This is a genomic window from Methyloceanibacter caenitepidi (assembly GCF_000828475.1).
Taxonomy (GTDB): domain Bacteria; phylum Pseudomonadota; class Alphaproteobacteria; order Rhizobiales; family Methyloligellaceae; genus Methyloceanibacter; species Methyloceanibacter caenitepidi.
In genome coordinates this window covers 2,814,640-2,840,672 of the sequence record NZ_AP014648.1, presented here as the reverse complement: position 1 = coordinate 2,840,672, position 26,033 = coordinate 2,814,640, and the positions used below count along the sequence as shown (strand labels likewise).

Below are 26,033 nucleotides of genomic sequence, written 5' to 3'. Positions count from 1 at the left end.
CCGTTCAGGTTTCCCGCTTCTCGATGAGATCGAGCACGACCTTGGCCGCGCGCCGGCTCGGCGGCGGATCGGCGTCGCCGAGAACGTGCAGGACTTCAGCGAAGCCTGCCTGCTGCGCCGCGCGGGCTTCCGGTGACCCGAGAAGGTGCCCGACCTTTTCCGCCACGGCTTCGGCCGTGCACTCTTCCTGTATGAGTTCGGGTACCACTTCACGGTCGGCCAGCAGGTTCACGAGCGAGGCGAATTTCACGGCGATCGGCATGCGGCGGACGATGAAGGCGGTGAGGGCGCTCACGCGGTAAGCCACGGCCATGGGCACGCGCGCCAGGCCAAGCTCCAACGTCACCGTGCCGGACTTCGCCATGGCGACATCGCTCGCGGCAAAGGCATGAAACCGTTCCGCCGGGTCCGTGACGTGCAGCACGGGCAAAGGCCAGCCCTTCGTCCGCTCTTGGACTTGTTCGGCCACGTTCGGCGCGACTGGGATCACGATGTGAAGATCCGGATAGCGGTCCGCCAGGAGCGCCACCGCTTCGGCGAAGACCGGCAGCATGCGTCCGACTTCGCTGTTCCGGCTCCCCGGCACCACGCATAGGAGGGTTGCCGCCTCGTCGATGCCATGCGCCTTGCGGAAGGCCTTGCCGTCTCCAGCCATTGCGGATTCGATCGCGGGATGTCCGACATAGCTGGTCGGCAGGCCATGTTCGGCGAAGAACGGCACCTCGAAGGGCAGCAACGCCATGAGATGGTTCACGCGCTTACCGAGCGTCTTGGCGCGGCCGGCGCGCCAGGCCCAAGCCTGAGGCGCCACGTAGTGCACGATCGGGATGCCCGACCCGCGCAGCTTATTTGCGACACGCAAGGTAAAGCTCGGCGCGTCGACGGTGACCACGATGTCGGGCTTCATCTCGCGGATCGTCGCGGCGGTCTCGTTCATCCGACGCAAGAGGCGCGGGAGATGGGGGACGACTTCGGCGATGCCGATCAGGGCCAGTTCGCGCATCGGAAACAGGCTTTTCAGCCCTTGCGCCTCACTTTGCGGTCCGCCGATTCCGGCAATCTGGACGCGGCCGCCGGTCATCTCCCTCAGAGCGGCGATCAGCCGCCCGGCGAGATTGTCGCCGGAGGGTTCGCCCGCGATGATAAAGACCAGCGGCTCCTGCCGATTCATGCTATGCTCCAATTTGTACTCGTGAGCCCTAGGACTTAGGGCAGGCGGGGGCCGTTATTCCAGAAAAATTGGCCACGACGTGTGTCGTATCCCCGACAATCCATGTCGCAGGCATGCTGTGGCGGTCCCACAAGCCTCTGAAATGTTGGTGAGATTTTCCGCTGGCGCAAACCTTGCGCCCCAGGGCGGAAACTCTTTTAGCGAGAAGGACGTCAGGACGAATGGCGAGAATAATCTTCTATGAGAAGCCCGGTTGCGGCGGAAATGCGCGGCAGAAGGCGCTGCTGATGGCCTCCGGCCACGAAGTGGACGTGCGCAACCTCCTGAGCGAGGCTTGGACGCCCGAAATGTTGCGGGCTTTTTTCGGGACGCGCCCGGTCAGCGCTTGGTTCAACCCGTCGGCGGCGCGAATCAAATCGGGGGAGATCGACCCCCACTCGATCGCCGCTAGCAAAGCGCTCGCCTTGATGATCGAGGATCCACGGCTTATCCGCCGGCCCTTGCTGCAGGTTGGCGCGCGCCGCGAAACGGGCTTCGAACAGGATCAGGTCGATATCTGGATTGGTCTGTCGAGCACGCGCGAGCGGGTCGACGAGACCTATCTGAAGTCGGGCGCGGGCGCGTAGGCATCTAGCCGGCGACATACACGATAGAGGCCATTGAGACCCTCTAGTCGACGCGGATGCGGAATGTCGCGCTGAAAGTATCGCCGGGAGAGACAAGGCGCAGACCGTCTCCGCTGATGAGCGCATTCGCCGGCGCCGTCATAGGCTCGAAGGCGAGGTAGTTCTCGTCGTGCGGTGCGTAGACCTGCGTGTGCGTGTAGCCGTCGAGCAGGTCCACGGATATCTGGTGGTCGCCATAAGCGATCGAGAGCGTCGCTTCTGGCTCGATCAGCGCGAAACCGTCGTCGAAGCTCCGCGTGCCCAGCAACGCATCCAGCCCTGGATAGGGTTCCGACGCGCCGGTCGGGATTTGGCGGGCGTCCAGCGTGAGGTGGCGCATTGGTGGGAGATGCACGCGCCAATCCGCACGATCTTCCTCGAAGCCAAAATAGGGATGAAAGCCGAAACTCACCGGAACGTCGATATCGCCTGTCGCCGTCAACGCGGTCTTGATCGTCAAGCTGCCCGGTTCGACGGCGGCAGTCAGTGTCAACCGGCAAGGATAGGGAAACATGGCGAGGCCTTGCGGATGGGACCAGTCGAGCCGTGCCGACAAAGCCGAATCCGAGACATCGGCGATGTCCCACGTCAGGTGCGGCCACATCAGCCCGTGCATGGGAAGTCCGTTCTCGTCATAGCGCAACACAAGCGAACGCGGCGGCAGCGTCACGCCGCGCCCCGCGACCTCGTATTGGAAGTCGGCGAGACGGTTCGCGAACGGAAACAAGAGCGGGATGCCCACGGTGCGGTTGGCGGCCGCGGCGACAATGAGATTGTCGACCCGGCGCAAGGCTTCCGTGTCACCTTTCTTCAGCGAAATGCCGATCATTCCGAATCCGGGGAGGAATTCGGCCTCGGTATCGCCCGCGGAAATTAGCGTCGCATTGGGATCGCCGAGAAGATTGGGAAGGTGAGTCTCAGTCACTTTTATCTCCTTCGACGCTGCGCGAGGCGGGCATCATGCGATCATCGGATCGTCAGTGTGCCGCTCATCACCGGTATACATTGGCCGCCGACCTTTGTCGCCGTGACAACGCCGCCTCGTTTTGCGGCCATCGCCTCCAGCAAGCTCGGACGCCCCATATCGACGCCCTGGCCTATCCGCGCTTTCAGGACGAGATCCGGCTTGCTGTTAAGATGCGCCAAAAGACCGATCAAGGCCACATTGGCCGAGCCCGTCGCCGGATCCTCGGGAATGCCGTGGAGCGGTGCGAATGCGCGGGCCTGAATGGGCGGGTCGTTGGCCGGCTCGCGGATGTACAGAAACAGGCCGGCAGCCATGTCGCGCGGGAGATGGGCCTCGAAGGCGGCCTCGTTGGGCTTGGCAGACCGTAAGGCTGCGCGGTCCCGGAGCTGCGTAAACACGAATGGATTGCCCGCGCTCGCAATCAGGGGAAGGTGCCGGCTCTGCTCGATGGCATGGGTGGGCAGCCCGCACAGTGCCGAGACGGCGCCTGGCGCCACGCCCGATCCTATCTTGAGCGGCTGCGGGGCCGCGACGTGGGCCCCGACGATGCCGGCGCCGTTCCGCAGCACATTGACGGTGACGAGGCCCCCGAGCTCCTCGAATGTGAGCGTATCGTTCGCATAAGGCCGTCCCCGGCGCTCCGCCTCGGAGGCCAGGACATAGGCCGTGCCCACATTCGGGTGGCCTGCAAACGGCAGCTCCGCGCGCGGCGTGAAGATGCGGACGCGCGCCGTATGGGCGGGATCCTGCGGCCTGAGCACGAATGTGGTCTCGGACAGATTGAACTCGGCCGCCACTGCCTGCATTTGCTCCGTGGTCAGCGTGTCGGCGCCATGGACGACGGCAAGCGGGTTGCCGCCAAACTGGCGCTCGGCGAATACATCGACGGTGTTGAAGCGAAACAGTGTCATGTCAGCGCAGTCCCATACAGATCCGTGCGGCGGTCCCGGAAGAATCCCCAGTCGGCGCGATAGGCTGCAATATCGTCGAGATCGAACGCCGCCAAGTTCACGCCTTCGGCGTCCTCTTCCATATCGGCGACGATTTCGCCTGTGTGATCGGCGGCGAAGGAGTGCCCGTAATAGCGCTGGCATACCCCGTCATTGTCTTCCTCGCCCACGCGGTTCGCGGCGATGACGGGGATGGCGTTGGCGACGGCGTGCCCCTGCATGACCCGGCGCCAGCGCGCGCTCGTGTCCAGCCCCGCGTCATAGGGCTCCGAGCCGATGGCGGTGGGGTAGAGCAAGAGTTCCGCGCCCTGGAGCACCATCGCCCGCGCCGCCTCCGGGTACCATTGATCCCAGCAAATGCCGACGCCGATCGTGCCGTGCTTTGTGCGCCAGGCCTTGAACCCCGTGTTGCCCGGCCGGAAGTAATACTTCTCCTGATAGCCCGGACCGTCGGGGATATGGCTTTTGCGATATACGCCAAGGATCGTCCCGTCCGCATCGGCGATGGCGACGCTGTTGTAGAAATGGGGGCCGTCCTTCTCGAAGAAGGAGATGGGAATCACGACCTTGAGTTCGCTTGCGAGCGATTGAAGCGCCCGCACGCACGGGTGATCTTCCACGGCATAGGCGGTCTCAAACCATTTCGGATCCTGGCGCGTGGGGAAGTAGATGCTCTGGAACAGTTCAGGCGGCACTACAGCCTGCGCCCCTTGGGCAGCCGCCTCGCGGATCAGGGCTTCGATCCGTGCGATGTTGGCGGTCATGTCATGACCCAAGGCGGTTTGGACCGCAGCAACTGTTACTTGGCGCGTCATGACCTGTTCCTACTGGCCGATCCTGCTGACCCGTTCCGACTGTCCGACCTCATCGGGCTCTTACTGAGTTGTCAGACGCCCGCGCGTGAAGTCCGGTTCCTCGCGGGTGATGCAATGGAAGGCGCCGCCGCCAGCGTCCCCCGCTCCGAGGAGACCCGCGGCGGGAAGCCCAACAACCTTGCGGTCCGGGAACACGGCTTGCAAGCGCCCGAGTGCCTCCGCTTGCGTATTTGTGCCGAAGACCGGCACGACCACAATGCCGTTCGCGATGGCAAAGTTAAGGTGCGAGGCGGGCGAGATTTCGCCGAGTGCGTTGGGAACGCGGCCGGGACTGGGAATGGACACGACTTCGATGATGCGCCCGTCAGCATCGGTCGCGCCGTCGAGGTTGCGCGCGATCGCCGCGAACACCGCGGCGTTCGGGTCGTCCGGCCCCGCCGGTTCCTGGATGACGATGCGGCCCGGCCCGGCAAAACGCGCAATATTGTCGACGTGACCGTCGGTGTGGTCGCCGGTGAGCCCCTCGTCGATCCAGAGAATCTTGCGAGCGCCGAGTGCCGCCTGCAGAACCGCTTCGGCATCGGCCTGAGACCAGCCGTTCCGGTTGGGGTTCAGTAAGGTTTGTCTGGTTGTGAGGATGGTACCCGCCCCGTCATGGTCGATGGCGCCGCCCTCCAGCACGAAATCGAAGGCCTGCGTGGCAACGCCCGCTAGCCTCGCGATGTCGTCGCCGACGCTCTCGTCGCCGGGGAGCGAGAATTTCCCGCCCCAGCCATTGGTGTGGAAACGCAGCGCGCGGGGCTCGCCGCGCATTGTCGCGAAGAGTGGGCCGGTGTCGCGCAGCCAGATGTCGCCATATGCGGCTGGAACGATGTCCGCGACGTCTCCAACCGCACGCTCAGCCGATTGTCGCGCTTCCAGGCCGTCGACGAGCAGGTGCACCCGGTTGTCCGGCGCGAGCGCATGCACCAGCGCCGCGACGTCCCGGCGCGGGGTGTCGAGGTCGCCGTTCCATTCTTCGGCTGCGGCCGGCCACGCCGTCCAGATCGCCTTCTGCGGCGCCCATTCGGGGGGGAGGTGGATATCGGCTTGGGGCCAATCTGTCGTCGAAGAGTGCAAAGGCGGCCGAGATTGTGAATTGGGGGCGAGAGCTGCCGCGCGACGTTTGGGGCGCGCTGAAGCCTTTAGTTTTCGGCGCGATGTTTAGGGCGAGGAAATTTGGCAGGCAAGGGCATCTTTGCTCAGTCGGAAGTCATAATCGTTGGTTCGCCCGACATGAGGTGCGATCGGCCCGACTTGCGTCGACAGGACATCGCGCAGGCGCAACGGAAGCGCGCCGCGCGCCCGTTCATGATTTGAATGCGAATAACTAGGCCGAAGCCACCCACTGACCGGCGACGTAGCCGAATGCCACGGCGTCAGGATTCTTCCGCGCGGCCGCCAACAGCTGATCCTCGGCGTCGACCTTGAGCCGATAGCCGCCGAGCCGTTGCGCTTCGCGAACACCCTTGAAGTCGTCCTTGCAGTAGCCGCTCAAAAGAATGACCTTCTTGCCGCGAACGACAATCTTGGGGAGTGCCATACCCGCCTCCAACTGCACCATCCTCGAGATGCGCTCCGCTCGTTCAAGCGTCGGAGACGTTTTCATCATCGCGGACAGCGATTCCATAACGGCGACCCCCACGTCAGCCTGAAATCACTATAGGCGCAGAATGCGACATTGATAAGACCTGTGGCCCGAAAAGTACTTAAAATTCCGAGTGTTGCGCGGTGCAGCATGGATGCGCTGCAGCAATGCCGGAAGGCTTGATCAACCGGGCATTTGCCGGGCGAGCGCGGCCAGTCCCTGTTGCGTTGCAATAGGCGGGGCCCAGTTCAGCGCACGCAAGGCGGCCGTGTCGGCCACGAGAGAGTTGAACAGCGGTCCGGTTTCGACCTGCGGTCCGATGGCCGCCAACGCAGCCTTGAGCAGCGAGGGCGGTACGTAAAAAAGCCCGGCCCTGCGGCCAAGGCCCGACCGCAAGGCGCGAACCATCTCCGCCACGGTGACCGGGGTTGGGTCGGCCACGATGAAGGGCCGGTGCAGCGGCGCGGGCGCCATCAGAATGCGGTCGACGGCCTCGACAAGATTATCGAGCGCGAGGAGCGAGTGCCGCGCCTTTAACCCAGCCAACGGCAGCGGGTAGGGTGCGCGCGCAAGCTTCACGAGCTTGGCGACATTGCCGCCGGCTCCCGGACCGTAAACGAGGGCAAGGCGTAACGCGGCCCAATCGAGGCCCGTCTCTGCCACGCCACGTTCCGCTTCGAGCTTCGACCGCCCATAGGCGTCGGTCGGCCGCGCCTCCTGGTCCTCGGTCAGTACGCAAGACGCCACCGGTCCGGATTGGGCGCGAATGGACGAGAGAAACAGGAAGCGCTTCACGCGGGCGCGTTTGGCTGCCTTGGCGAAGCGCACCGTCGCGTCCGTATTGAACAGGCGGTAGTCGTCCTCGGGCAGGCCGGTCATGGCGTGGGGAATGCCGGCGGTATGGATCACGGCGTCGACCTCCGCCAGCGCCTCGGACATGTTGTAGGGCTTGGCGATGTCACCGATGAGCACGCTGGCGCAGGACTCGGGCATCTGGGTGGGGCGGCGCAGCAGAACGCGGACACGATAGCCGCGGTCCGTGAGGCCTTGCAGAAGATGTTGGCCGATGAAACCAGTCGCGCCGGTGAGCGCTACCAGCGGTTTCCGGTCCGGTTCTTGAGCCTTTGCACCCGGCATGCTGCTCCACGCGTCACGATGGCCCTAGGCCCTGTCTTTCAAGAGAAAGAGTTCACAATCACAATTGGGCCAGAGCAAGCCCTTCGGGGGGAGGGGGGAGCGCTGGTGAGATATCGCCACCCGGTCCGGAAATCTCAGAATTTGAAGCCCCCGCCGCCGCGCGGTCAGCCCCTGATGATGTTCTGCAGTCCGTTCGCATCGACGACTTTGATCCGGCCGTAGCCTTGCTCCACGAGGCCGGCGCGCACGAAGCGGCCGATTGTGCGGCGTAAGGTGGGGACGGAGACTGCCATCAGCTGAGCCAAATCTGGCTGAGAGACATGAACCCAACCGTCGGCTTTCGGATGGGCTGCCGCTTCCAAAAGAAGCCGGTCGGCAATGCGCTTGTCGACCGAGACGATCGCCAGATTGGCAATGATGCTGAGAGCGGTTCTGAAGTTCGCGTAGGTAAGGGCGTAGAAGTCCGCATGCAGTTTTGGATCCTCACGCACAAGACGCGCGATGCCCTGAGGGCTGAGTTGAACCATCGTTGTGGGCTCGGCTGCATGGATCGAGACGAGACGGGGGGCATTGGAGAAAAGCGCGAGGTCGCCGAACCAGAAGCCGGTGCCGGCGTAGTGCGCGATGTAATCTTCGCCGTCGTTCCTCGGAAAGGCGAGCTTGACCGACCCTTCGACCAGACCGAACACGCCGTTCGGGTTTTGCCCCGCCAGATAGATCGGCTCGTGGGCCTCGAAAATCCTGAGCCTTGCGATCCCCGCCAAGCGCTTCTGGATCTCCTTTCCGCGTTCGGAAAGCCAGCCACGCGAGCACAGGACTTCCAGAGCTCGCTCCAAATTCCAAGCGTCCTTTTTCATACGGGAATCTCGTCAGGTGAGCAGTTTTTGATTGAGCGGCCAGAGTAGCATCCGGCTATTCTCACCGCGAGGGAGGATAGGTGAGCGGTTCATCCCACGGCCCGGATCGACGGCCATGATCTCCGCCTGCACGTCTCCAGACCTCTCGCATCGAGCACCGAAAACAAGGGAGTGCTAGCATGAGTGTCGGCTTGTACAAGACGTTGTGCGGCCTGTCGGTCGCTGCGCTCGTGGCTTGCGGGGGCGTTGCCCACGCGCAAGACACGAAGAGCAGCCCCAAAGGGGAGGGCAAAAAACCCAACATTCTTCTGATCGTTTCGGACGACACCGGGTGGGGCGACCTCGGCCCCTATCTCGGCGGCGAGGGGCGGGGTATGCAGACCCCGAATTTCGATAAGCTGGCGAAGGAGGGCATGGTCTTCACCAACTTCTATGGCCAGCCGAGTTGCACCCCGGGCCGTGCCGCGATCCAGACAGGGCGCATTCCCAACCGCAGCGGTATGACGACCGTGGCGTTCCAGGGGCAGGGCGGCGGGCTGCCTGCCGCCGAGTGGACGCTCGCTTCGGTCCTGAAGAAGGCCGACTACAACACCTACTTCACCGGCAAATGGCATTTGGGCGAGTCGGACTATGCGCTGCCGAACGCCCAAGGCTATGACGTGATGAAGTATACGTTCCTCTATCACCTCAATGCCTACACCTATGGCGACCCGAAGTGGTTCCCGAACATGACCCCGGAGCTGCGGGCGATGTTCCAGAAGGTGACCAAGGGCTCGCTGTCGGGCAAGGCCGGCGAGAAGCCGGTCCAGGACTTCGAGGTCAACGGCGAATACGTCAACACGCCGGAGAAGGGTGTGGTCGGCATTCCTTATCTCGACGAGTACATCGAGAAAGCCGCGATCGAGTTTCTCGACGAAGCGGCGAAGTCGGACAAGCCGTTCTTCATCAATGTCAACTTCATGAAGAACCACCAGCCGAACATGCCAGCGCCGGAGTTCGAGCATAAGTCGATCTCGAAATCGAAATATGCCGACGCCGTTGTCGAGCTCGACACGCGGGTGGGCAACGTCCTAAAGAAGCTGGACGAGCTCGGTCTCGCCGATAATACGATCGTGTTCTACACGGTCGACAACGGCGCTTGGCAGGATGTCTACCCTGACGCCGGTTACACGCCGTTCCGGGGCACCAAGGGCACGGTCCGCGAGGGCGGCAATCGCGTGCCGTCGATGGTGCGCTGGCCTGGTAAGGTCGAAGCAGGTTCGAAGAGCGACGCCATCCTGGGCGGTCTCGACCTGATGGCCACGTTCGCGTCGGTCGCCGGTGTCGAATTGCCGACGGAGGATCGCGACGGCAAGCCCATCATTTTCGACAGCTACGATATGACGCCGGTCTGGACCGGTTCGGGAAAGTCGAAGCGCAATTGGTGGTTCTATTTCACCGAAGACGAGCTTTCGCCCGGTGCGGTTCGCCTGAACCAATTCAAGTACGTCTTCAACCTTCGCGGTGATGACGGCGCGGACACGGGCGGCCTCGCGGTCGATACGAACTTGGGTTGGAAAGGCGCGAGCGAATACGTGGCGACCGTGCCGCAGGTGTTCGATCTCCTAGCCGACCCGCAGGAACGCTACGACATCTTCATGACGACCTTCACGGAGAGCACCTGGGCCGTGGTTCCGGCCAACGAGTCTGTGGCGAAGCTCATGAAGTCCTACGTGGAGTATCCGCCGCGGAAGCTTCAGAGCGAGACCTATACCGGTCCGATCACCATCTCCAAGTACCAGCTTCTCAAGTCGCTCCAGTCGCAACTGGCCAAGGAAGGCTTCAGCATCGGGTTGCCGACGGGCAACTAGTTTCGAAGCGCGAGGCTTCGGCTAACGAGGTTTCGAGCAATAGGCTATAAGAGGGGCGGTCCGGCGACGGGCCGCCCCTTTTGTTTTGCGCGTGACGGGAGTGACAACATGACCACGACGGTTCGCCTCATGGCTGTAGCGGGTCTGATCGGTGTGTGGATGGGAGCGAGCCCGGCTCGCGCCGACGACACACCCGACCCGCTGCCGTCCTGGAATGACGGTTCGGTCAAGTCCAACATACTCGACTATGTCGCGCGCGTAACGACCGCGGGCAGTCCCGATTTCGTGCCGAAGCCAGACCGCATTGCCACGTTCGACAACGACGGGACGCTGTGGGTCGAGAAGCCGGTCTATACCCAGTTCGTTTTCGTGGTCGACCGGGTAAAGGCAACGGCGAACCAGCATCCCGACTGGAAGACGAAGGAGCCCTTCAAGTCCGCGCTCGACGGCAACACGCAAAAGCTCCTCACCTACGGCGAGAAGGGCGCCATGGCGCTCGTGACCGCTACTCATAGCGGCATGACCACGGTGGAGTTCAACGACATCGTGTCCGCTTGGCTCAAAACAGCAAAGCATCCGAGATTTAAGCGGCTTTATACCGACCTTACCTACGCGCCGATGATCGAGCTGCTCGAGTATCTGCGCGCAAACGGTTTCACGACGTTCATCGTCTCGGGCGGCGGGACGGCCTTCATGCGCGCCTATACCGAGCAGTGCTACGGCATCCCGCCCTGGCAAGTCGTGGGCTCGTCGGGTGAGACCGAGTTCCGCTACTGGGACTCGAGCCCCACCCTCGTGAAGCTGCCCGACCTCTTGTTTTTTGACGATGGGCCCGGCAAGGCGGAAGGCATCAATCACTATATCGGCCGGCAGCCCATCTTTGCCTTCGGCAACTCCATCGGCGACAAGGAGATGCTGGAATGGACGGCGAACTGCAAAGGCCTTTGCTTCATGGGGCTCGTTCATCACGACGATGCAAAACGCGAATATGCCTACGGGCCCGATTCCGATGTGGGGCGGTTTCCTGTCGAGTTGATGGAAGATGCCATGGCGAACGGTTGGAATGTCGTCAGCATGAAGGACGATTGGAATCGGATTTTCGCGTGGGGCAAGCCGCAATCGGGGGCCGCGTCCGCGCCTGACATGCCCGGCGCTTCTCCGGACGGCCAATAGGAGATCCAACAGCCATGGTGCCGCTGCTCGTTCTCATCTCGGGGTGCGTCGAGGTCCTGTTCGGTGTGTCGGCGATATTGATGCCGGCCATAGTGGTCTCGGGCGTCGGTGGCCCTCAGGCCGATCTGGCCACGCTGTCGCTCATTCGATTGCTCGGCGTTGCCACGTTCGGCCTTGGGGTCGGAGCTCTTCTGGGACGGAATTGGGCGATCGCGACCGGCGATCACGCCATGGCCTACGGCCTCGGCTCGTATGCGGCTATTTCACTTGCGATCTACAACATTCTTGCCGCGCCCGTGCTGCTGTTCGGTGCGCTCCAGACGGGCAGTCAAGGCCTGTGGGCAGGTGGTGCGCTCCACGGCGTGATTGGCCTGCTGTTTGTCGTGGCGCTCGTGCGCCGCCATTGAGCGCGTCGAGATCGCGCGTTGCCACCGATCCTGGGAAAAATTTCCGTGGTGAAATTCGCCTGCCTGCAACGGCCAAATCGTGCCTTGTAACCGGCGCGCTGCCATGGCTTATGAGCGGTAATTGTGGGCTGAAATTTTTGCGTGATAGGGAGAATACGACATGGACCTCGCGGCATTGAACAAAGTCGCCACCGCGATGACCCAGCCGGGCAAGGGGCTTCTTGCGGCGGACGAATCAAGCGGAACAATCAAGAAGCGGTTCGACGCCATCGGCGTTGAATCCACGGAAGAAAACCGGCGCGACTACCGCGAATTCCTGTTCCGCACCGAGCCGGCCATGAAGGACCGGATTTCCGGCGTCATTCTGTACGACGAGACCATCCGCCAGAAGGCGGCCGACGGCACGCCGTTGGTCAAGATCATCGAGGCCGCGGGCTCCATTCCCGGCATCAAGGTCGATGCGGGCGCCAAGCCGCTCGCCTTCTGCCCCGGCGAAACCATCACCGAGGGCCTCGACGGCCTCCGTGACCGGCTGATCGAATACCGTGAGCTTGGGGCCAAGTTCTGCAAATGGCGGGCCGTGATCGACATCGGCGACGGCATTCCCAGCCACGACGCCATCAACTCCAATGCCCACGCACTCGCCCGTTATGCGGCGCTGTGCCAGGAGCAGCAGCTTGTGCCGATCGTGGAGCCGGAAGTTCTGATGGACGGCGACCATACGATCGAACGCTGCGAAGCCGTGACCATGTGGACGCTGAAGACCGTGTTCATGGAGTTGTACTACGCGAAAGTGCAGCTCGAAGGCATGGTGCTGAAGCCCAACATGATCGTACCGGGTAAGAAGTGCGCGACGCAGGCCTCGGACGCGGAAATCGCCGAACGCACCATCAGCGTCTTGAAGGACTGCGTCCCCTCCGCCGTGCCGGGCATCGCCTTTCTGTCGGGCGGCCAGGAAGACGTGGAGGCCACCGCGCGCCTCGACGCCATGAACCGCATCGGCGGGTTCCCCTGGCACCTGACCTTCTCCTACGGCCGCGCGCTGCAGCATGCGCCGCAGGTCGCCTGGTCGGGCAAGAAGGACAACGTGCCGGCGGCACAGGCGGCGTTCTCGCATCGCGCGGAGATGAACGGTCTCGCGACGCTCGGCGAGTGGACCGAGGCGATCGAGAAGAAGGCCGCTTAAGACCCGTTCCTCGTACAATTTGAAAATGCGAAAGGCGGGAGCATGTCTCCCGCCTTTTTCTTATGCCGCTGTTTCTTCGGCTGCTGTTTCCTGGGCCGCTGTCCTGCGCCGCGCAAAGACTCCAAAGATCGCCTTTTCCAGCTCAACCAGGATCAGGAGCGCTGCCCCAATCCCGATGATCAGCAGCCCGTCCTGCCAGGCAACGGGCTCGGTCGCGAACAGGGACTGCAGTGGGGGCAAATAAGTGAAGGCAAGCTGCGCGAGAACTGTCGTGCCCACCCCGATCAGAACGGCCGGCGTGCCGAGCATGCCGCGCCATGTGAGCGAGCCGCTATACACAAAGCGCACGCTGAACAGATAAGCGATCTCCATCACGACGAGCGTGTTGACGACCATGGTGCGGGCCATGTCGACGCTTTGGCCGCGTTCGATCGCGTAAAAGAAGATCCCAAATGCACCGGCTGCGAACAGAAGCGAGACGAAACAGATACGCCACAAAAGCGTACCTGAAAGGAGAGACTCGGTCGCTTTGCGGGGCGGCCGTGTCATCGTTCCCGGTTCGGTCGGTTCGAAGGCGAGGGTGAGACCGAGCGCCACTGCGGTGACCATGTTGATCCACAAGATCTGGATCGCGGTCATGGGCAGGGTGAGCCCGAAGGCGATGGCCCCGATCAGCGTGGCGCCTTCGCCGCCATTGGTGGGCAGAGTCCAGGCGATGACCTTGCGGATGTTGTCGTAGACCGTGCGGCCTTCGCGTATCGCCGCGACGATGGATGCGAAGTTGTCGTCCGCGAGCACGATCTCCGCCGCTTCCTTGGCGGCGTCCGTGCCCTTCCTGCCCATGGCCACGCCGACATCGGCCTGCTTGAGGGCAGGGGCGTCGTTGACGCCGTCGCCGGTCATGGCGGTAACGTCCTGATCGACCTGCAACGCGCGTACAAGGCGCAGCTTGTGCGACGGGGTCGTCCGCGCGAAGACCGTCATCTTGCGCACGACGTCGGGCAGGTCGGTGTCGTCGATGTCGTCGAGTTGGTCTCCGGTCAGGGTCTGCGGTTCGGGCGCCAGCGCCAGTTCGCGGGCGATGGCGGTCGCCGTGGCCGCGTGATCGCCCGTGATCATTTTTACGTCGATACCCGCCGACCGGCATTCCTGAATGGCGGAGAGGACCTCCTCGCGCGGCGGATCGATCAGACCAACGAGACCGATGAGAACCGCGCCTTCTGAGACATCCGAGACGGCGAGATCCTGCGTGCCCTTGGGCAAGCGCTTCATAGCGAGGGCCAGCATGCGCTGGCCGTGCCGCGCCGTGAAGGCGGTTTGCTCGTGCCAGTCGTCGGCGTCCAACGGCTCGACCTGGTCCCGACCGAGCTGCCGGTCGCACATGCTGAGGATCTGCTCGGGCGCGCCTTTGATATAGGCGACAGCGCTCCCGTCTTCGTGGCCGTGGTGCAGCGTCGCCATGAAGCGGTGCTCGGTGTCGAAGGGAATCTCGTCGGTTCGCGGCAGTTGTTTGCGTAAGAGCTCGGGATCGAACCCGGCTTTCATGCCGAAGCACACGAGGGCCCCCTCCATGGGATCACCGTGGGCCAACCAGTCATTGCCGCTGTGCCGCAACTCCGCGTCGTTGCACAGGATGGCCGCGCGGGCCGCTTCGGTCAGGACCTTGCTGGTGCCGGGTTCGACCGGTGCCCCGTTGTCCGTGAAGCCGCCTTGCGGACTGTATCCCACGCCGGATACGTCAAGCACGCCTTCGGGGGTCACAACGCTCCGGACCGTCATCTCATTGCGTGTAAGCGTGCCGGTCTTGTCCGAGCAGATGACGGACACCGAGCCGAGCGTCTCGACCGCCGGCAGCCTGCGGATGATCGCGTTCCGGTCGGCCATGCGCTGGACGCCGACGGCAAGCGCGATCGTCATCACCGCCGGCAGGCCTTCGGGGATGGCCGACACAGCGAGCCCGATCACGACCATGAAGGCCTCTTGCCAGGCATAGGCACGCACATAGACCGCGAACAGGAATACGGCGGCACAGGCGGCAAGGATGAAGAAGGTGAGCAGGCGGGCGAACTGATCCATCCGCCTGATCAGCGGCGTGGTGAGCTTTTCAACCGTGCCGACAAGCGCGCTGATGTGCCCGAGCTCGCTCTGCGGTCCGGTGGCGACGGCAATGCCGGTCGCCGTGCCGTTGGCGACAAACGTGCCGGAGAACACCATGGAGGTGCGTTCGGCAAGGACTGCGTTCTGCGGGGCGGGCCGGACGGTCTTGTCGACGGGAACCGACTCGCCGGTCAGCGCGGCCTCGTCGATCCGTAGATTGCGCGCTCTCACCAGGCGCAGGTCGGCCGGTACGCGCGTCCCCGGCTCCAGGAGCACCAGATCGCCTGGGACGATGTCGTCGGCGGCCACGTCCACGCGCCGCCCATCGCGAATGACGGCAGCGTGGGGGTCGATCATCCCGCGGATGGCCTCGAGCGCCCGTTCGGCGCGTCCTTCCTGGATGAAACCGACGATCGCGTTGAGGACGACCACCGCGACGATGACGGCGGCATCGATCACGTTTCCAATCGCCGCGGCCAGTACCGCCGCGCCAATCAGCACATAGATGAGAAGGTTATGGAACTGCAGCAGGAAGCGCATCACGGCGCCACGATGCTCGACATCGGGGAGCCGGTTCGGACCATAGCGCTCGCGCCGCGACGCGGCCTCGGTTGCGCTCAGGCCGCTATCGAGTGCGACCTGCTGGGCGGCCATGACCTCGTCCGCCGTTTGCGCAAAGGGAAGCGGCGCATCGGCCGATGTTTGTGCATCGCGTTTTGCTAGAGGTCGTGCCAACGGTGCCGCCAAGAGTCGTGCCTGTGGTTCAGCAGGCCAATGCCGTCAAGATCGTCCCGTGCCGCCGAACGCCTGCCGGGCTGGGCACAGTCAAGTCTATCGCCGTTCGGGCGCGTTGACGCAGATCATGCGCCTCCCAATTTGACGGAGCCCTTGCCTCTACTGCGTCGCCTCATCCGGCTCTGGCGGCATCGGAAGGCCGTCGAAATCGGCCGGCGCGTCCTCAAGCGGCATGTCTTCCGGCGGCATGTCTTCCGGCGCCATGTCGGCCGCTCCTGCATCGTCTGCCGCGGGAGGCGGTGGCGGCGCTGAAGCCAGTGTCTCCGTGCTCCAGTCGAGAATATCGCGTGCGACCGTCTCAAAGGCCGTGCGTAGCGCGTCCACATAATCGCGCGGTTCGTTCCCCGAGGCGGGTGCCGTCGCATCGAACTTTTTGGACCCGATGACGCCCCCGGCAGGGTCCTGAAGTTTCGCCAGGATGAGGATGGTGGCCTCCGGATCGTCGCCGGTGGAGACGTCGAAGCGCCGGATATCGATCGAGAGCTGATCGCTGTTGGGGAAGTCACCGAGAGTGCGGGTGACGTCGTCCGTGTAGCCGGCGTTCTCGAAGGTCTCGATCAGCTTGGCCTGCACCAGGATGGGGAGGCTGTCGTTCCAGCGCGGTCCTTCCAAGGACCGGCTCTCGTCGGGTGCGGGTCGGGTCATGATCTTGTCGGTGTTGTAGGCCAGCAGCGTGGTCGGCTCAGGGATCGTGAGCTTCCAGCTCGGCGGGGCCTCGGGCCCCGGCGGCAGATTGGTTGCAGGCTTCAGTGAATAGAGCAGTGAGGCGTCCTTGCCCCCGCCCGTCATCCGTTCGATGCCTGCGAGAATACCGTCGACCTTATCGGAGTTGCGGGCCAAGGCGTCGGTGAAGACCTCGATGTTCTTGATGGCCTCTTGGACCGGAACCCGGTTCTCATCCAGGATTTGCTCGACTTCCTGAAACGCATCGCGCGCACTTTGCGTCCAGTCGCGCCCAACATCGGGGGGCGCGATCAGTGTCGCGAGGCCTTCGTTTTGCGCCAGCGGTTCGGTGGACGTGCCGCCCGTCAGGGTCACGGCCACGCCGCCGGTCAGCCCCTGCTGCTCCACGTTCACCGCCGTGTCCTCGCGGATGGGCGTATCCTTCATCACCGAGATCGTTGCCAGCACTTGCTGCGGCTGGGCCGGGTTGAGGCTGACGCTCGTCACGTCGCCGACGCGGATGCCGTTGAAGAGGACCGCCGAGCCAATGTAGAGGCCCGGGACCGCGCTTTCGAATTGGATACGATAGGTTTCGCGCTCGCCGAAGCCACCCTTGTTTTCCAGCCAGTATACGAAGCCGAAGGCCGCGCCCAACACGGCGAGGATGAAAAATCCGATCAGGGCGTAGCGGGCACGGGTTTCCATCGATCAGCGTCCTTCTCGTTCGGTCACGCGGTTAGTGTGTCAGTTCGCGGTCGGCGAGGCTGCTGCCCCGCTTTCCTTGGAAATAGGTCTTCACCCAGGGGTGATCGGATTCCAGCATGGCGGAGATCGGTCCTTCCGCGGCAAGCTTGCCGTCTGCAAGGACGGCGATCCTGTCGCACGCCGTATAGAGGCTCTCGAGGTCGTGGGTCACCATGAACACGGTGAGCTCCAAGGTCTGCTGCAGCGTCCGGATCAACTCGTCGAAATCACCGGCCGAAATCGGGTCGAGCCCAGACGTGGGTTCGTCAAGAAACACAATCTCCGGGTCGAGCGCCAGGGCGCGCGCGAGCGCCACGCGTTTTGTCATGCCGCCCGACAACTCGGATGGATATTTGTCCCCATCCCGCGGCGACAGCCCGACCATCTCCAGCTTGGCGTAGGCCATCTCGTCCATGAGGCGCTGCGAAATCTCGAGGTTCTCCCGCATGGGGAACTGAATGTTCTGCTTCACGGTGAGCGAAGAGAACAGCGCGCCTTGCTGGAACAGCACGCCCCAGCGGCGCTCCATCGCGCGCCGTTCGCTCTCGTCGATCTTGTCGAGGTCCTTGCCGAGGACGTCGATGGTTCCGTGGCGTCTCGGGATCAGTCCGATGATCGTGCGCAATAGGACCGACTTGCCCGCGCCCGAAGCGCCGACAACGCCCAGGATCTCTGAAGGACGCACGTCCATGTCCAGATGATTGAGGACGGTCTGGGTGCCAAATCCCACGACGAGATCGCGCACTTTGATGACCGGCGTTTTCTCACTCATAAGCGGATCACATCCCAATCGAGGCGAAGAAGATTGCGAACAGGCCGTCCAGCACGATCACCAGGAAGATCGACTCCACGACGGACTTCGTCGTTTGGATGCCGAGCGACTCGGCGCTTCCCTTCACCCGCAGGCCCTCGGCGCAGGCAACGAGACCGATTACGAGGCCCATGAACGGCGCTTTGATCATGCCGACCTTGAAATGAGTCAGCGAGATCGCGTCGGTCAACCGCGCAATATAGATGTCGAGGCTCATGCCGCCATAGAGCCACGCGACGAGACCGCCGCCGTAGAGCGCGGCCATGCAGCCGATGAATGTCAAGGCCGGGAGCGCGAGTACGAGCACGATGATGCGCGGCAGGACGAGCACCTCCACGGGATCGAAGCCCATGGTGCGCAGCGCGTCGAGTTCCTCGCGCATCTTCATCGACCCGAGCTCCGCAGTATAGGAGCTGCCTGAACGTCCTGCGACCATGATGGCGACGATCAGCACGCCGATCTCGCGCAGCACGAGAATGCCCACGAGGTCGACGGCGTAGAGCTCGGCGCCGAACTTGCGGAAGTGGAAGATGCCCTGCTGAGCGACAATGGCGCCGATCAGGAAGGTGATGAGCGCGACGATGGGCACGGCCTGCAGCGCGACCCGGTCGAACTGGTGAACCGTCGACGTCAGCCGGTACTCGCTTGGACGGACGAGAACACGAGCAGCTGCCATGCCGGTCTCGCCGAGCATCTGCGCGAAGGTATGGAAACTACCGGCAAAGCCCGCGGTGCCACGTCCGACGGCGGCGAAGAACGAGACGATGGGGTTCAGGCGCTCCTGCGGCGCGGGCGCTTCGCGGTTAACCACATGCATCTCCTCGACGAGATCGGCGCCGTGTGAGGGCAGGCCGACGACCCTGGCGTCGCGTCCAGCGTTCGTCCATTGGCGGGTCAGTCGCTCGAGAAGCCACGCGCCGAACGTATCGAGTTCGCGGACCCCGGCCATGTCGATCGATACGTCCGTGGTCTTGGCGGACGCCGTGCCGTTTGCGCCCCCGGAGAGCCGATCGATCTCGGTCTCGAGATCACCCGCATAGGGGGCGGTCCATGAGCCCCTCGCGGTCAGCTCCAGCCGATCGCCTACCAGCTTTTGGGTCAGTAACGCCTCGCCCATGGCCGTCTGCTCCTTGTTCCCCGGTTCGCGCCGTCCAACCTGTCGCCCGAGAGGCCCCGAAATGGGGCCCCTGAACGCCGTACACTATAGGGAAACTCGGAAGGCGGGGGCCGTGAATTAGCCGCTGCGGTTCAGCGACATGGAAACACCCCGCAGCGATGTGCCCGTCGTGGAGATCGAGACGCTTTGCCGGGACTGCGTAAAGTTGACCGTCATGCTGCCGTTGACCGTGCCGGAAATCCGAATGTTGAGCCGGCCCGGAGTCAGCGAGCCGGAGGCGCTTCCTGCAGCGTTATAGGTGCGCTCTTCCCAACTGCCGGAAACGTGGCTGCCGCTGACGCGAAGGTTGCTCCGGATGTGGACCTTGGATGTCGGTGAGTTGCAGATCACGGAGAGGCCGAGGCTGGATCCGCCACCCCGGTAGTAGGCGTTGCAGCTAAGGCGTTCGGATCCGGACGTGTACCTGGCCGTGCCGCCGCCACGCCATGAACCGAGCAGTCCGTCGACCGCGCTGGCCGAGGCCAACTCGGATGGGGTGGACATGAACACGCCCGCAAGCGCCGCGGTGGCGAGCAGAACGGGGGCAGCTTTGCGAATCAGAGGTTTCATGTGGTCGATTTTCCCGCAGTTTTGACGTCCGAAGCAAGTCAGGATGGTAGTCTCAGTCGATGATGGCGCAAGACAGTTGCTGCATGAACAAGGCTATTGCGGTCCGAAACGCGTTTCTTGGAACAGTGTTGTTGCGCGCAGGTGACACTCCCACGACTTCGCCTTCAGAACGGTAGGCCATTCACCGGTATGGTTGACCAGGAATGAGGCTGGAATCGGTCTCGCGGCCCAGTCTACAGTCTCTTGAGGTTCTGCGCATCCACTCGAAGACAATAGTCGGAGACAAAGGAATGGCCACGCCGAAACCGCATATCGCTATCACGTATTGCCGCTTGTGCAACTGGATGCTTCGGGCCGCCTGGATGGGGCAGGAGCTTCTTTCGACCTTCGCGGGAGAGGCGGGCTCGCTGACGCTGATCCCCGACGATACGGGCGGCGTTTTCGAGGTGCGCGTCGACGGAGACCTTGTGTGGTCCCGGGGCGAGCAGGGCCGGTTTCCCGAGATCACCGAGCTCAAGCAGCTTGTCCGGGACCGCATCGCGCCCGCTCACGATCTTGGCCATGCCGACCGCGGGCACGGGGACTCTGGAGACGGCTAATCGGCTGTAATCGTTGGTTTCGTTGGGCGCCGGCGTCCATGCCCGGGCCCACCATCCTCAGGTCTTGGGGCGCTCGGTCGCCACGGCCGCGGCCACGGCCTGGAACAGAGGCCGGTCCTTCAGGTCCTCGATGGGAACGGCGATCTTGCGCCGCCAATTGGGATGTTCGTCGACGGTTCCGGGAAGGTTGGCCTGCTCGACAGCGCCCAACGCGTCGTCCAACTGGACGGCAAGCAGGCGGCACGGTGTCGCCGCCAGGAAGCGGTGGACCGCGACAATGACATCATCGGGCATTTCGTAGGCATCGGCATAGGACGGATCGGGTTTCAGGGCCTGCGCACCCATCAATGCATCCAGAAGGCGCTTGCGGTCGCGTTTGCGGTCCTGGCGTTGAATCACGGCTTCGGTTTCCGTGGCGCGGGCGCTTTTGACACGCCAATTGACATCATTGCAGATCCACCAACCGGGAAGTGTGGGCAGGTCGTGGGTGGACGCGCAGACCATGGCTTCGCGCCGATACGCATGCGGTGCGCGCCAGACGCCGTCTTCGTCGCTGAAATAGAAGACCTGGTAGCTCAAGAGCCCCGCCCGGACCATGGTGTCGGTGAAACCAGGCGGGACCGTGCCGAGGTCTTCGCCGATGACGATCGTTTGCGAGATCCAAGACTCCGCCGCGACGCCCTCCAGCAGTTCGCGGAAGGGATAGGCGACATAGGCGCCGTCGATCGCCGTGTTGCCTTCGGGAATCCAGTAGAGCCGCTGGAGGCCCATGGCATGGTCGATGCGCAGCGCGCCCGCATGGCGCATGTTCGCGCGCAGCACCGCCTTGAAGGGTTCGAGGCGTTCGACAGCAAGACCGACGGGCGAGAAGGGAACAAGACCCCAGTCCTGACCCTGCGCGCTGAAGGGGTCCGGCGGGCAGCCGATACGCGCGGCGCGCGCGATCGCAGGGCCGTCCTGCCAGCAAGCGGAGCCGTCCGGCGAAATGCCCACTGCCAGATCGAGATACAGGCCGATGCGCATGCCCGCAGCGCGGGACCGTGCTTGCGCGGCGGCGAGTTGTTTTTCCGCCGTCCATTGCAGCCAGGCGTGGAAGGCGAGACGCGTCTTGGCTGCACGGGCGAAGTCGCGCACCGCAATATTGTTTGGATTACGATATGCCTCCGGCCAGGTCGTCCAGGCGGCATTGTGGCCTTGCGCGACCATGTGTTCGGACAAGGCTTCGTAGAGCGCGTGGATCTCCAGCGCTCGGCCTTGCTCGTAGCAATAGTGTTCGAAGACGTCCTTGGTTTCGGTCGGGGCGGTCTTGAGGAACAGCGCGAAGAGTTCTTCGAGGACCGGAATCTTGACGGCGGCGACGCCCGCGTAGTCGATCAGGTCCGTTTCTCGGAGCAAGGCGCACTTGGCGGTCAGGTCGGGCGTGACGACGTTGGCGAAGCCCGGCACCTGGTCCGGGGCGATCAAGAGCGGATTGAGGAAAGTACGGGACGAGGGGCTGTAAGGGCTGATGCGTTCCGGCTCGGCGAGAAACAGCGCATGGAGCGGGCTGACGCCGATAAAATCCGCCCCGAGCGTCGCGGCATATTCGCCGAGGCGTGCGAGGTCTTCGAAATCGCCGATGCCCCAATTGCGCGCCGAGCGCAGCGCATAGGCTTGTACGGCGAAGCCCCAGGCGCGCTGCTCGACGAGGAAGGGCGGCCAGAAGGCGGAGTCCGCCAGGCCGGCGATGTCCTCCATTCGCGCCGGCTTCGGTAGGACGCCGTCGCCGTCCAGAGGGACGCCCATCGCCTCCAACACCTTGGCCTTGGTCTCGTCCGGCGTCGTGACCCAGTCGCCCTGTTCGCTGATATAGCCTTCGGCAATGCCGAAGCGTTTCGCCAATTCTCCGATCCGATCCGTCATCGGGACTCCTACAGTCTCAAGCTGGCTATGACAGACCACGGGGGCAGCGGGTCCGCGCCCGGGTCAATGCCAGGAGGGGTCGTGAAAAACGGTTTGCCACCTGCATTCGAAGGGAGCGTGACGGGGGCATCCGAGAGATTGGCGGTCAAGATCAGCGCGCCGCCGCCGTTTAGGGCCCAACTCACGGTGAAGGCGGAGCCCTCACGCGCGGCGACGGCGCCTGCATGCCCGCTAATGGACGTCATGTGCGGCATGACATGTGTCTTGCGCGCGGCCAGCAGCTGCTTGACCAGGTCCAAACGCGGCGTGTCCGCCGGCGCAAGAATGCTGCGCTCGAACGTCTCCAGCGCATTCGGGTTCGGGATATCCTTCCCGGTCGCCGCATTGGTATAGGATTCGTGGCTGCCGAAATCGGCGCGCCGCCCCTTCGCGACGGCCTTTGCGAGATCGCCGCGGAAATCGGTGAAGAATAGGAACGGTCTCGTCTCGCCGTATTCGTCGCCCATGAACAGCATTGGGATGTGGGGCGCCAGCAGCAGCAACGTCAGCGCGGCATCGACGGCTTCGGAAGATGCGAGCGTTTCGAGGCGATCACCGTGCGCGCGATTGCCCGTCTGGTCGTGGTTTTGGATGTAGTTGATGAAGACGGTCGGCGGCAAATGAGCCGATGGCTCGCCGCGTTTCTTTCCACGGAAGGCGGAGTCCTCACCCTGGTAGTCGTAGCCTTCCGCCATTGTCCGCGCGAGGCGTTCGATGGGATCTTCCATGTGGTCCACGTAGTAGCCGGTCTTTTCGCCGGTCAGGATCACGTGGACCGCATGGTGCCAGTCGTCGTTCCACTCGGCGTCGTAGAGACGCGGTGAACCCGCATCGTCGAACTGGAAGAGCCGTATCGAGTTCTCGTCGTCTTCGATGGTGAGGTGAATATGCCGATCCGGAATCCGGGTGCGGACTTCCCGCGCGATCTCGGAGAGCACTTCTTCCTCGGCGGGGTCTTTGATGTGATCCACCGCATCGAAGCGCAGCCCGTCGCAGCGGAACTCCTCGAGCCAATAGAGTGCGTTGTGCACGAAGAACTCCCTGACCGGCAGCCGATCGAAGGCAATGGCCGCTCCCCAGGGCGTGTTCCGTCTGGGGTCGAAAAAGTTGGGTGCGTAATGACCGAGATAATTCCCGTCCGGCCCGAAATGATTGTAGACCACATCCATCAGCACCATCAGGCCGCGTTCGTGGCAGGCATCGACCAGCCGTTTCAGGCCTTCCGGTCCGCCATAGGCCGTGTGCGGCGCATAGAGCAGAACGCCGTCATAGCCCCAGCCGCGATTGCCGCCGAACTGCGCGACAGGCAGCAGCTCGATTGCCGTCACGCCCGTGTCGACGAGCCTGTCGAGATCACGGGCGACGCCGTCGAACGTACCGTCGCGCGAGAACGTGCCCGTGTGGAGTTCGTAGATGATCGCTTCCTGCCAGGGGCGGCCTTTCCAATCCGGCGTCTGCCATTCGTAGGCCTCCGGGTCCACGAGGCGGCTGAAGCCATGGACGTCCGACACTTGCGCGCGGGCGGCGGGATCGGGGACACGCATCCCGTCTTGGAGGGCAAACTGATAGCCGCCGCCGACGGGTACCGCATCGGTGCGCGTTTCGAACCAGCCTTCGGCGGATTTCGTCATCGAAATGGCCGCGCCTCTATCGCTGACCAATGATACGGAGTCTTGCGCGGGCGCCCAAAGCCGGAAGCGGGCGCCGTCCTCGGTGATCTCCGTGCCCCAGGGCAGCGTATGGGCGACATGCGCGCTCATCGTTCCGTCCTTTCGAACAGGAGAAGCCCGCTGCCCGGAAGGGTCGTCTTGCCCGTGGCGATCGGCGCGTCCTCGGGGCGGATGAGCCCGTTTGCGGTATCGCACAGAAGCTTCCAATGCAGATGGCGCTTCCCGAAATACGGAAAGATGAAATCGATCTCATCGATGTCGGCATTGAAGAGCATGAGCAGGATGTTCCCGCCGCCAGCGAACGAGGCGCCAATGCATTTCGCGACCGGGTCTTCCCAATGTTCGGGCTGCTGCTCCTCACCGTCCGGCTTGAACCACGACACGTTCTTGATGCGCGGCGCGACCGGCTCGCCATGGAGAAAATTCGGTGAGCGCAAGAGCGGCTGTTGCTGCCGCAGCGCAGAGAGACCCTGAACGAATGTCAGGAAGTCCCGGTCACGCTCCGAGATGTTCTGCCAATCCATCCAGGAGATGACGTTGTCCTGGCAGAACGCGTTGTTGTTGCCGAGTTGCGTCCGGCCGATCTCGTCGCCCATCTGCCACATGGGCGTGCCGTGGCACAACAGAAGGCTGGCGGCCAGAGCACGGCGAATGCGATCGCGCTGGTCGAGGATGGTCGGATCGTCGGTCGGCCCCTCGACGCCCCAGTTGTAACTGCAATTGTGCGAGTGGCCGTCCTTGTTGCCTTCCTGATTAGCCTCGTTGTGCTTCTCGTTGTACGAGACAACGTCGTTCAGGGTGAAGCCGTCATGGGCGGCAATGAAATTGACGCTGGCCCACGGCTTGCGTCCGCGGCGGTCGAAGATCTCCGCCGATCCGGAAATGCGGCGCCCCAGTTCCGGGAGCCGGCCCATGTCGCCTTTCCAGTAAGCGCGCAGCCCATCGCGCCACTGGTCGTTCCATTCCGCCCAGCCGGGCGGAAACGCACCGAGCTGATAGCCATCCATGCCGATGTCCCAGGGTTCGGCGATGAGCTTGGCGCGCGACAGAACGGGGTCCTGACCGATCGCATCCAGAAAGGCCGCGCTTGGGTCGAAGCCGTTGCCATCACGGGCGAGCGCGGGCGCGAGGTCGAACCGGAACCCGTCGACGCCACATTGCTCGACCCAGTAGCGCAGCGAATCCATGACGAGTTGGAGCACCCGCGGGTGCGCCAAGTTCATCGTGTTGCCGCAGCCGGTGGTGTCGTAATAGTGCCGCTTGTTTTCGTCGAGCTTGTAGTAGGACGCGTTGTCGATTCCTTTGAACGAGAGTGTCGGTCCCAGCTCATTGCCCTCGGCCGTGTGGTTGTAGACTACGTCGAGCAGTACCTCGATGCCGGCCTCGTGCAGCCGGTCGACCGTGGTCCGGAATTCGGCGATCCCGGCCCCCGGCGATACGTAGCGCTCGGCCGGTGCGAAGAAGCCGACGCTGTTGTAGCCCCAATAGTTGCTGAGCCCGTGCTCCACCAGATGGCGGTCGTTGACGATCGCATGAACGGGCAGAACCTCGATGGCCGTCACCCCCAACTTCACGAGATGGTCGATGACGGCCGGGTGCGAGAGTCCGCCGAACGTGCCGCGGAGCGCTTCCGGGATATCCGGATGCAGTGCGGTCATGCCCTTCACGTGCGCTTCGTAGATGACGGTCTCATGCCACGGCCGATTGGGCCGGTTGTTCAGCGGCAGATCCTCGGTGCCCGTCACGACGCATTTGGGCATGAATGGCGCGCTGTCCGTCCGGCTTTTGACGAGATCGCCGCGCTTGGCGCCGATCTGGTAACCGAACAGGCTGTCGTCCCACTGCAATTGCCCGGAATAGGCCTTTGCATAGGGATCGAGGAGCAGCTTGTTCCGGTTGAAGCGATGCCCGTGACGGGGAACGTAGGGACCGTGCACGCGGTATCCGTAGCGCTGCCCCGGTCCCAGGCCCCGGACATAGCCGTGCCAGATCTCGTCGGTGTATTCGGGCAGAGTGATGCGGTCCGTTTCCGTGCCGCTCTCGTCGAACAGGCACAGATCCACGCGCGTGGCGTGGGCCGAGAACAGCGCGAAGTTGACCCCCTGGCCGTCGAAAGTCGCGCCGAGCGGATGGGGCGAGCCGGGATCGAGCTTTAACGGCATTGGCGGCTATCCCAGGATTG

General features: G+C 63.5%; 22 protein-coding genes. 6 read left to right on the top strand and 16 right to left on the bottom strand.

Translation table 11 applies throughout. The features are described 5' to 3' along the window. Positions 1-4 precede the first annotated feature (4 nt). Positions 5-1,171: a lipid-A-disaccharide synthase gene (gene lpxB / locus GL4_RS13445; RefSeq protein WP_045368265.1), complete on the bottom strand. Its 1,167-nt coding sequence runs from the start codon at positions 1,169-1,171 to the stop codon at positions 5-7. A 221-nt stretch (positions 1,172-1,392) separates the two neighbouring features. Between lpxB and GL4_RS13440 the strand changes: the two genes are divergently transcribed. Beyond that, complete coding sequence (locus tag GL4_RS13440; protein ID WP_045368263.1) at positions 1,393-1,797, top strand: ArsC/Spx/MgsR family protein; 405 nt, start codon at positions 1,393-1,395, stop codon at positions 1,795-1,797. Positions 1,798-1,840: 43 nt separating this feature from the next. On the opposite strand, the gene GL4_RS13435 is transcribed toward GL4_RS13440, so the two are convergent. The 7 genes from GL4_RS13435 to GL4_RS13405 form a co-directional block, all read right to left on the bottom strand. Further along, positions 1,841-2,761 carry an aldose 1-epimerase gene (locus tag GL4_RS13435; protein WP_052464534.1) on the bottom strand — a complete coding sequence of 307 codons (921 nt, stop codon included), beginning with the start codon at positions 2,759-2,761 and terminating at the stop codon, positions 1,841-1,843. A 41-nt stretch (positions 2,762-2,802) separates the two neighbouring features. Next, positions 2,803-3,714, bottom strand: coding sequence for a PhzF family phenazine biosynthesis protein (locus GL4_RS13430; RefSeq protein WP_045368261.1), 912 nt, complete (start codon positions 3,712-3,714; stop codon positions 2,803-2,805). Then, entirely contained in the window at positions 3,711-4,568 is an 858-nt protein-coding gene (gene aguB / locus GL4_RS13425) for an N-carbamoylputrescine amidase (protein ID WP_045368259.1), read from the bottom strand. The genes GL4_RS13430 and aguB overlap by 4 nt, the downstream gene beginning before the upstream one ends. Positions 4,569-4,628: 60 nt before the next feature. Continuing rightward, on the bottom strand, positions 4,629-5,687 hold the full coding sequence (locus GL4_RS13420; protein WP_244462623.1) for an agmatine deiminase family protein: 1,059 nt from the start codon (positions 5,685-5,687) through the stop codon (positions 4,629-4,631). 250 nt (positions 5,688-5,937) lie between these two features. Beyond that, positions 5,938-6,150: a response regulator gene (locus tag GL4_RS13415; protein WP_045370162.1), complete on the bottom strand. Its 213-nt coding sequence runs from the start codon at positions 6,148-6,150 to the stop codon at positions 5,938-5,940. A 228-nt stretch (positions 6,151-6,378) separates the two neighbouring features. Next, complete coding sequence (locus tag GL4_RS13410; RefSeq protein ID WP_045368257.1) at positions 6,379-7,332, bottom strand: NAD-dependent epimerase/dehydratase family protein; 954 nt, start codon at positions 7,330-7,332, stop codon at positions 6,379-6,381. A 164-nt stretch (positions 7,333-7,496) separates the two neighbouring features. After that, entirely contained in the window at positions 7,497-8,189 is a 693-nt protein-coding gene (locus tag GL4_RS13405; RefSeq protein ID WP_045368256.1) for a Crp/Fnr family transcriptional regulator, read from the bottom strand. A gap of 179 nt (positions 8,190-8,368) precedes the next feature. Here GL4_RS13405 and GL4_RS13400 point away from each other — a divergent pair, with 179 nt between their 5' ends. The 4 genes from GL4_RS13400 (at position 8,369) to GL4_RS13385 (ending at position 12,805) form a co-directional block, all read left to right on the top strand. Further along, complete coding sequence (locus GL4_RS13400) at positions 8,369-10,039, top strand: arylsulfatase (RefSeq protein WP_045368255.1); 1,671 nt, start codon at positions 8,369-8,371, stop codon at positions 10,037-10,039. A gap of 108 nt (positions 10,040-10,147) precedes the next feature. Beyond that, a complete protein-coding gene (locus GL4_RS13395; RefSeq protein ID WP_045368253.1) occupies positions 10,148-11,212 on the top strand; it encodes an HAD family hydrolase in 1,065 nt (354 codons plus the stop codon). A 14-nt stretch (positions 11,213-11,226) separates the two neighbouring features. Continuing rightward, the gene (locus GL4_RS13390; protein WP_045368250.1) at positions 11,227-11,619 is read left to right on the top strand and encodes a hypothetical protein; all 393 of its coding nucleotides are present in this window, start codon (positions 11,227-11,229) and stop codon (positions 11,617-11,619) included. 160 nt (positions 11,620-11,779) lie between these two features. Next, positions 11,780-12,805, top strand: a complete 1,026-nt coding sequence (locus GL4_RS13385; RefSeq protein ID WP_045368248.1) for a class I fructose-bisphosphate aldolase — start codon at positions 11,780-11,782, stop codon at positions 12,803-12,805. 60 nt (positions 12,806-12,865) lie between these two features. On the opposite strand, the gene GL4_RS13380 is transcribed toward GL4_RS13385, so the two are convergent. The 5 genes from GL4_RS13380 to GL4_RS13360 all read right to left on the bottom strand — a co-directional run bounded on the left by GL4_RS13380 (position 12,866) and on the right by GL4_RS13360 (position 19,641). Further along, positions 12,866-15,637, bottom strand: a complete 2,772-nt coding sequence (locus GL4_RS13380; RefSeq protein ID WP_082025803.1) for an HAD-IC family P-type ATPase — start codon at positions 15,635-15,637, stop codon at positions 12,866-12,868. Between the two features lie 159 nt (positions 15,638-15,796). Next, the gene (locus tag GL4_RS13375; protein WP_052464530.1) at positions 15,797-17,065 is read right to left on the bottom strand and encodes an ABC-type transport auxiliary lipoprotein family protein; all 1,269 of its coding nucleotides are present in this window, start codon (positions 17,063-17,065) and stop codon (positions 15,797-15,799) included. 31 nt (positions 17,066-17,096) lie between these two features. Continuing rightward, positions 17,097-17,876, bottom strand: a complete 780-nt coding sequence (locus tag GL4_RS13370) for an ABC transporter ATP-binding protein (RefSeq protein ID WP_045368245.1) — start codon at positions 17,874-17,876, stop codon at positions 17,097-17,099. A 7-nt stretch (positions 17,877-17,883) separates the two neighbouring features. After that, entirely contained in the window at positions 17,884-19,032 is a 1,149-nt protein-coding gene (locus GL4_RS13365) for an ABC transporter permease (protein ID WP_045368243.1), read from the bottom strand. A gap of 117 nt (positions 19,033-19,149) precedes the next feature. Beyond that, positions 19,150-19,641, bottom strand: coding sequence for a VirB8 family type IV secretion system protein (locus GL4_RS13360; RefSeq protein WP_045368240.1), 492 nt, complete (start codon positions 19,639-19,641; stop codon positions 19,150-19,152). Between the two features lie 290 nt (positions 19,642-19,931). Between GL4_RS13360 and GL4_RS13355 the strand changes: the two genes are divergently transcribed. Beyond that, a complete protein-coding gene (locus GL4_RS13355) occupies positions 19,932-20,240 on the top strand; it encodes an Rdx family protein (RefSeq protein WP_045368238.1) in 309 nt (102 codons plus the stop codon). Positions 20,241-20,297: 57 nt separating this feature from the next. Here GL4_RS13355 and malQ read toward each other — a convergent pair whose 3' ends face one another. From malQ to glgX, 3 genes are read right to left on the bottom strand one after another with little or no spacing between them, the layout of a single operon-like run. Next, complete coding sequence (gene malQ, locus GL4_RS13350) at positions 20,298-22,142, bottom strand: 4-alpha-glucanotransferase (protein WP_045368236.1); 1,845 nt, start codon at positions 22,140-22,142, stop codon at positions 20,298-20,300. An 8-nt stretch (positions 22,143-22,150) separates the two neighbouring features. Next, a complete protein-coding gene (gene treZ / locus GL4_RS13345) occupies positions 22,151-23,941 on the bottom strand; it encodes a malto-oligosyltrehalose trehalohydrolase (RefSeq protein ID WP_045368234.1) in 1,791 nt (596 codons plus the stop codon). Beyond that, positions 23,938-26,013, bottom strand: a complete 2,076-nt coding sequence (gene glgX / locus GL4_RS13340; protein ID WP_045368232.1) for a glycogen debranching protein GlgX — start codon at positions 26,011-26,013, stop codon at positions 23,938-23,940. The genes treZ and glgX overlap by 4 nt, the downstream gene beginning before the upstream one ends. Positions 26,014-26,033: the final 20 nt, after the last annotated feature.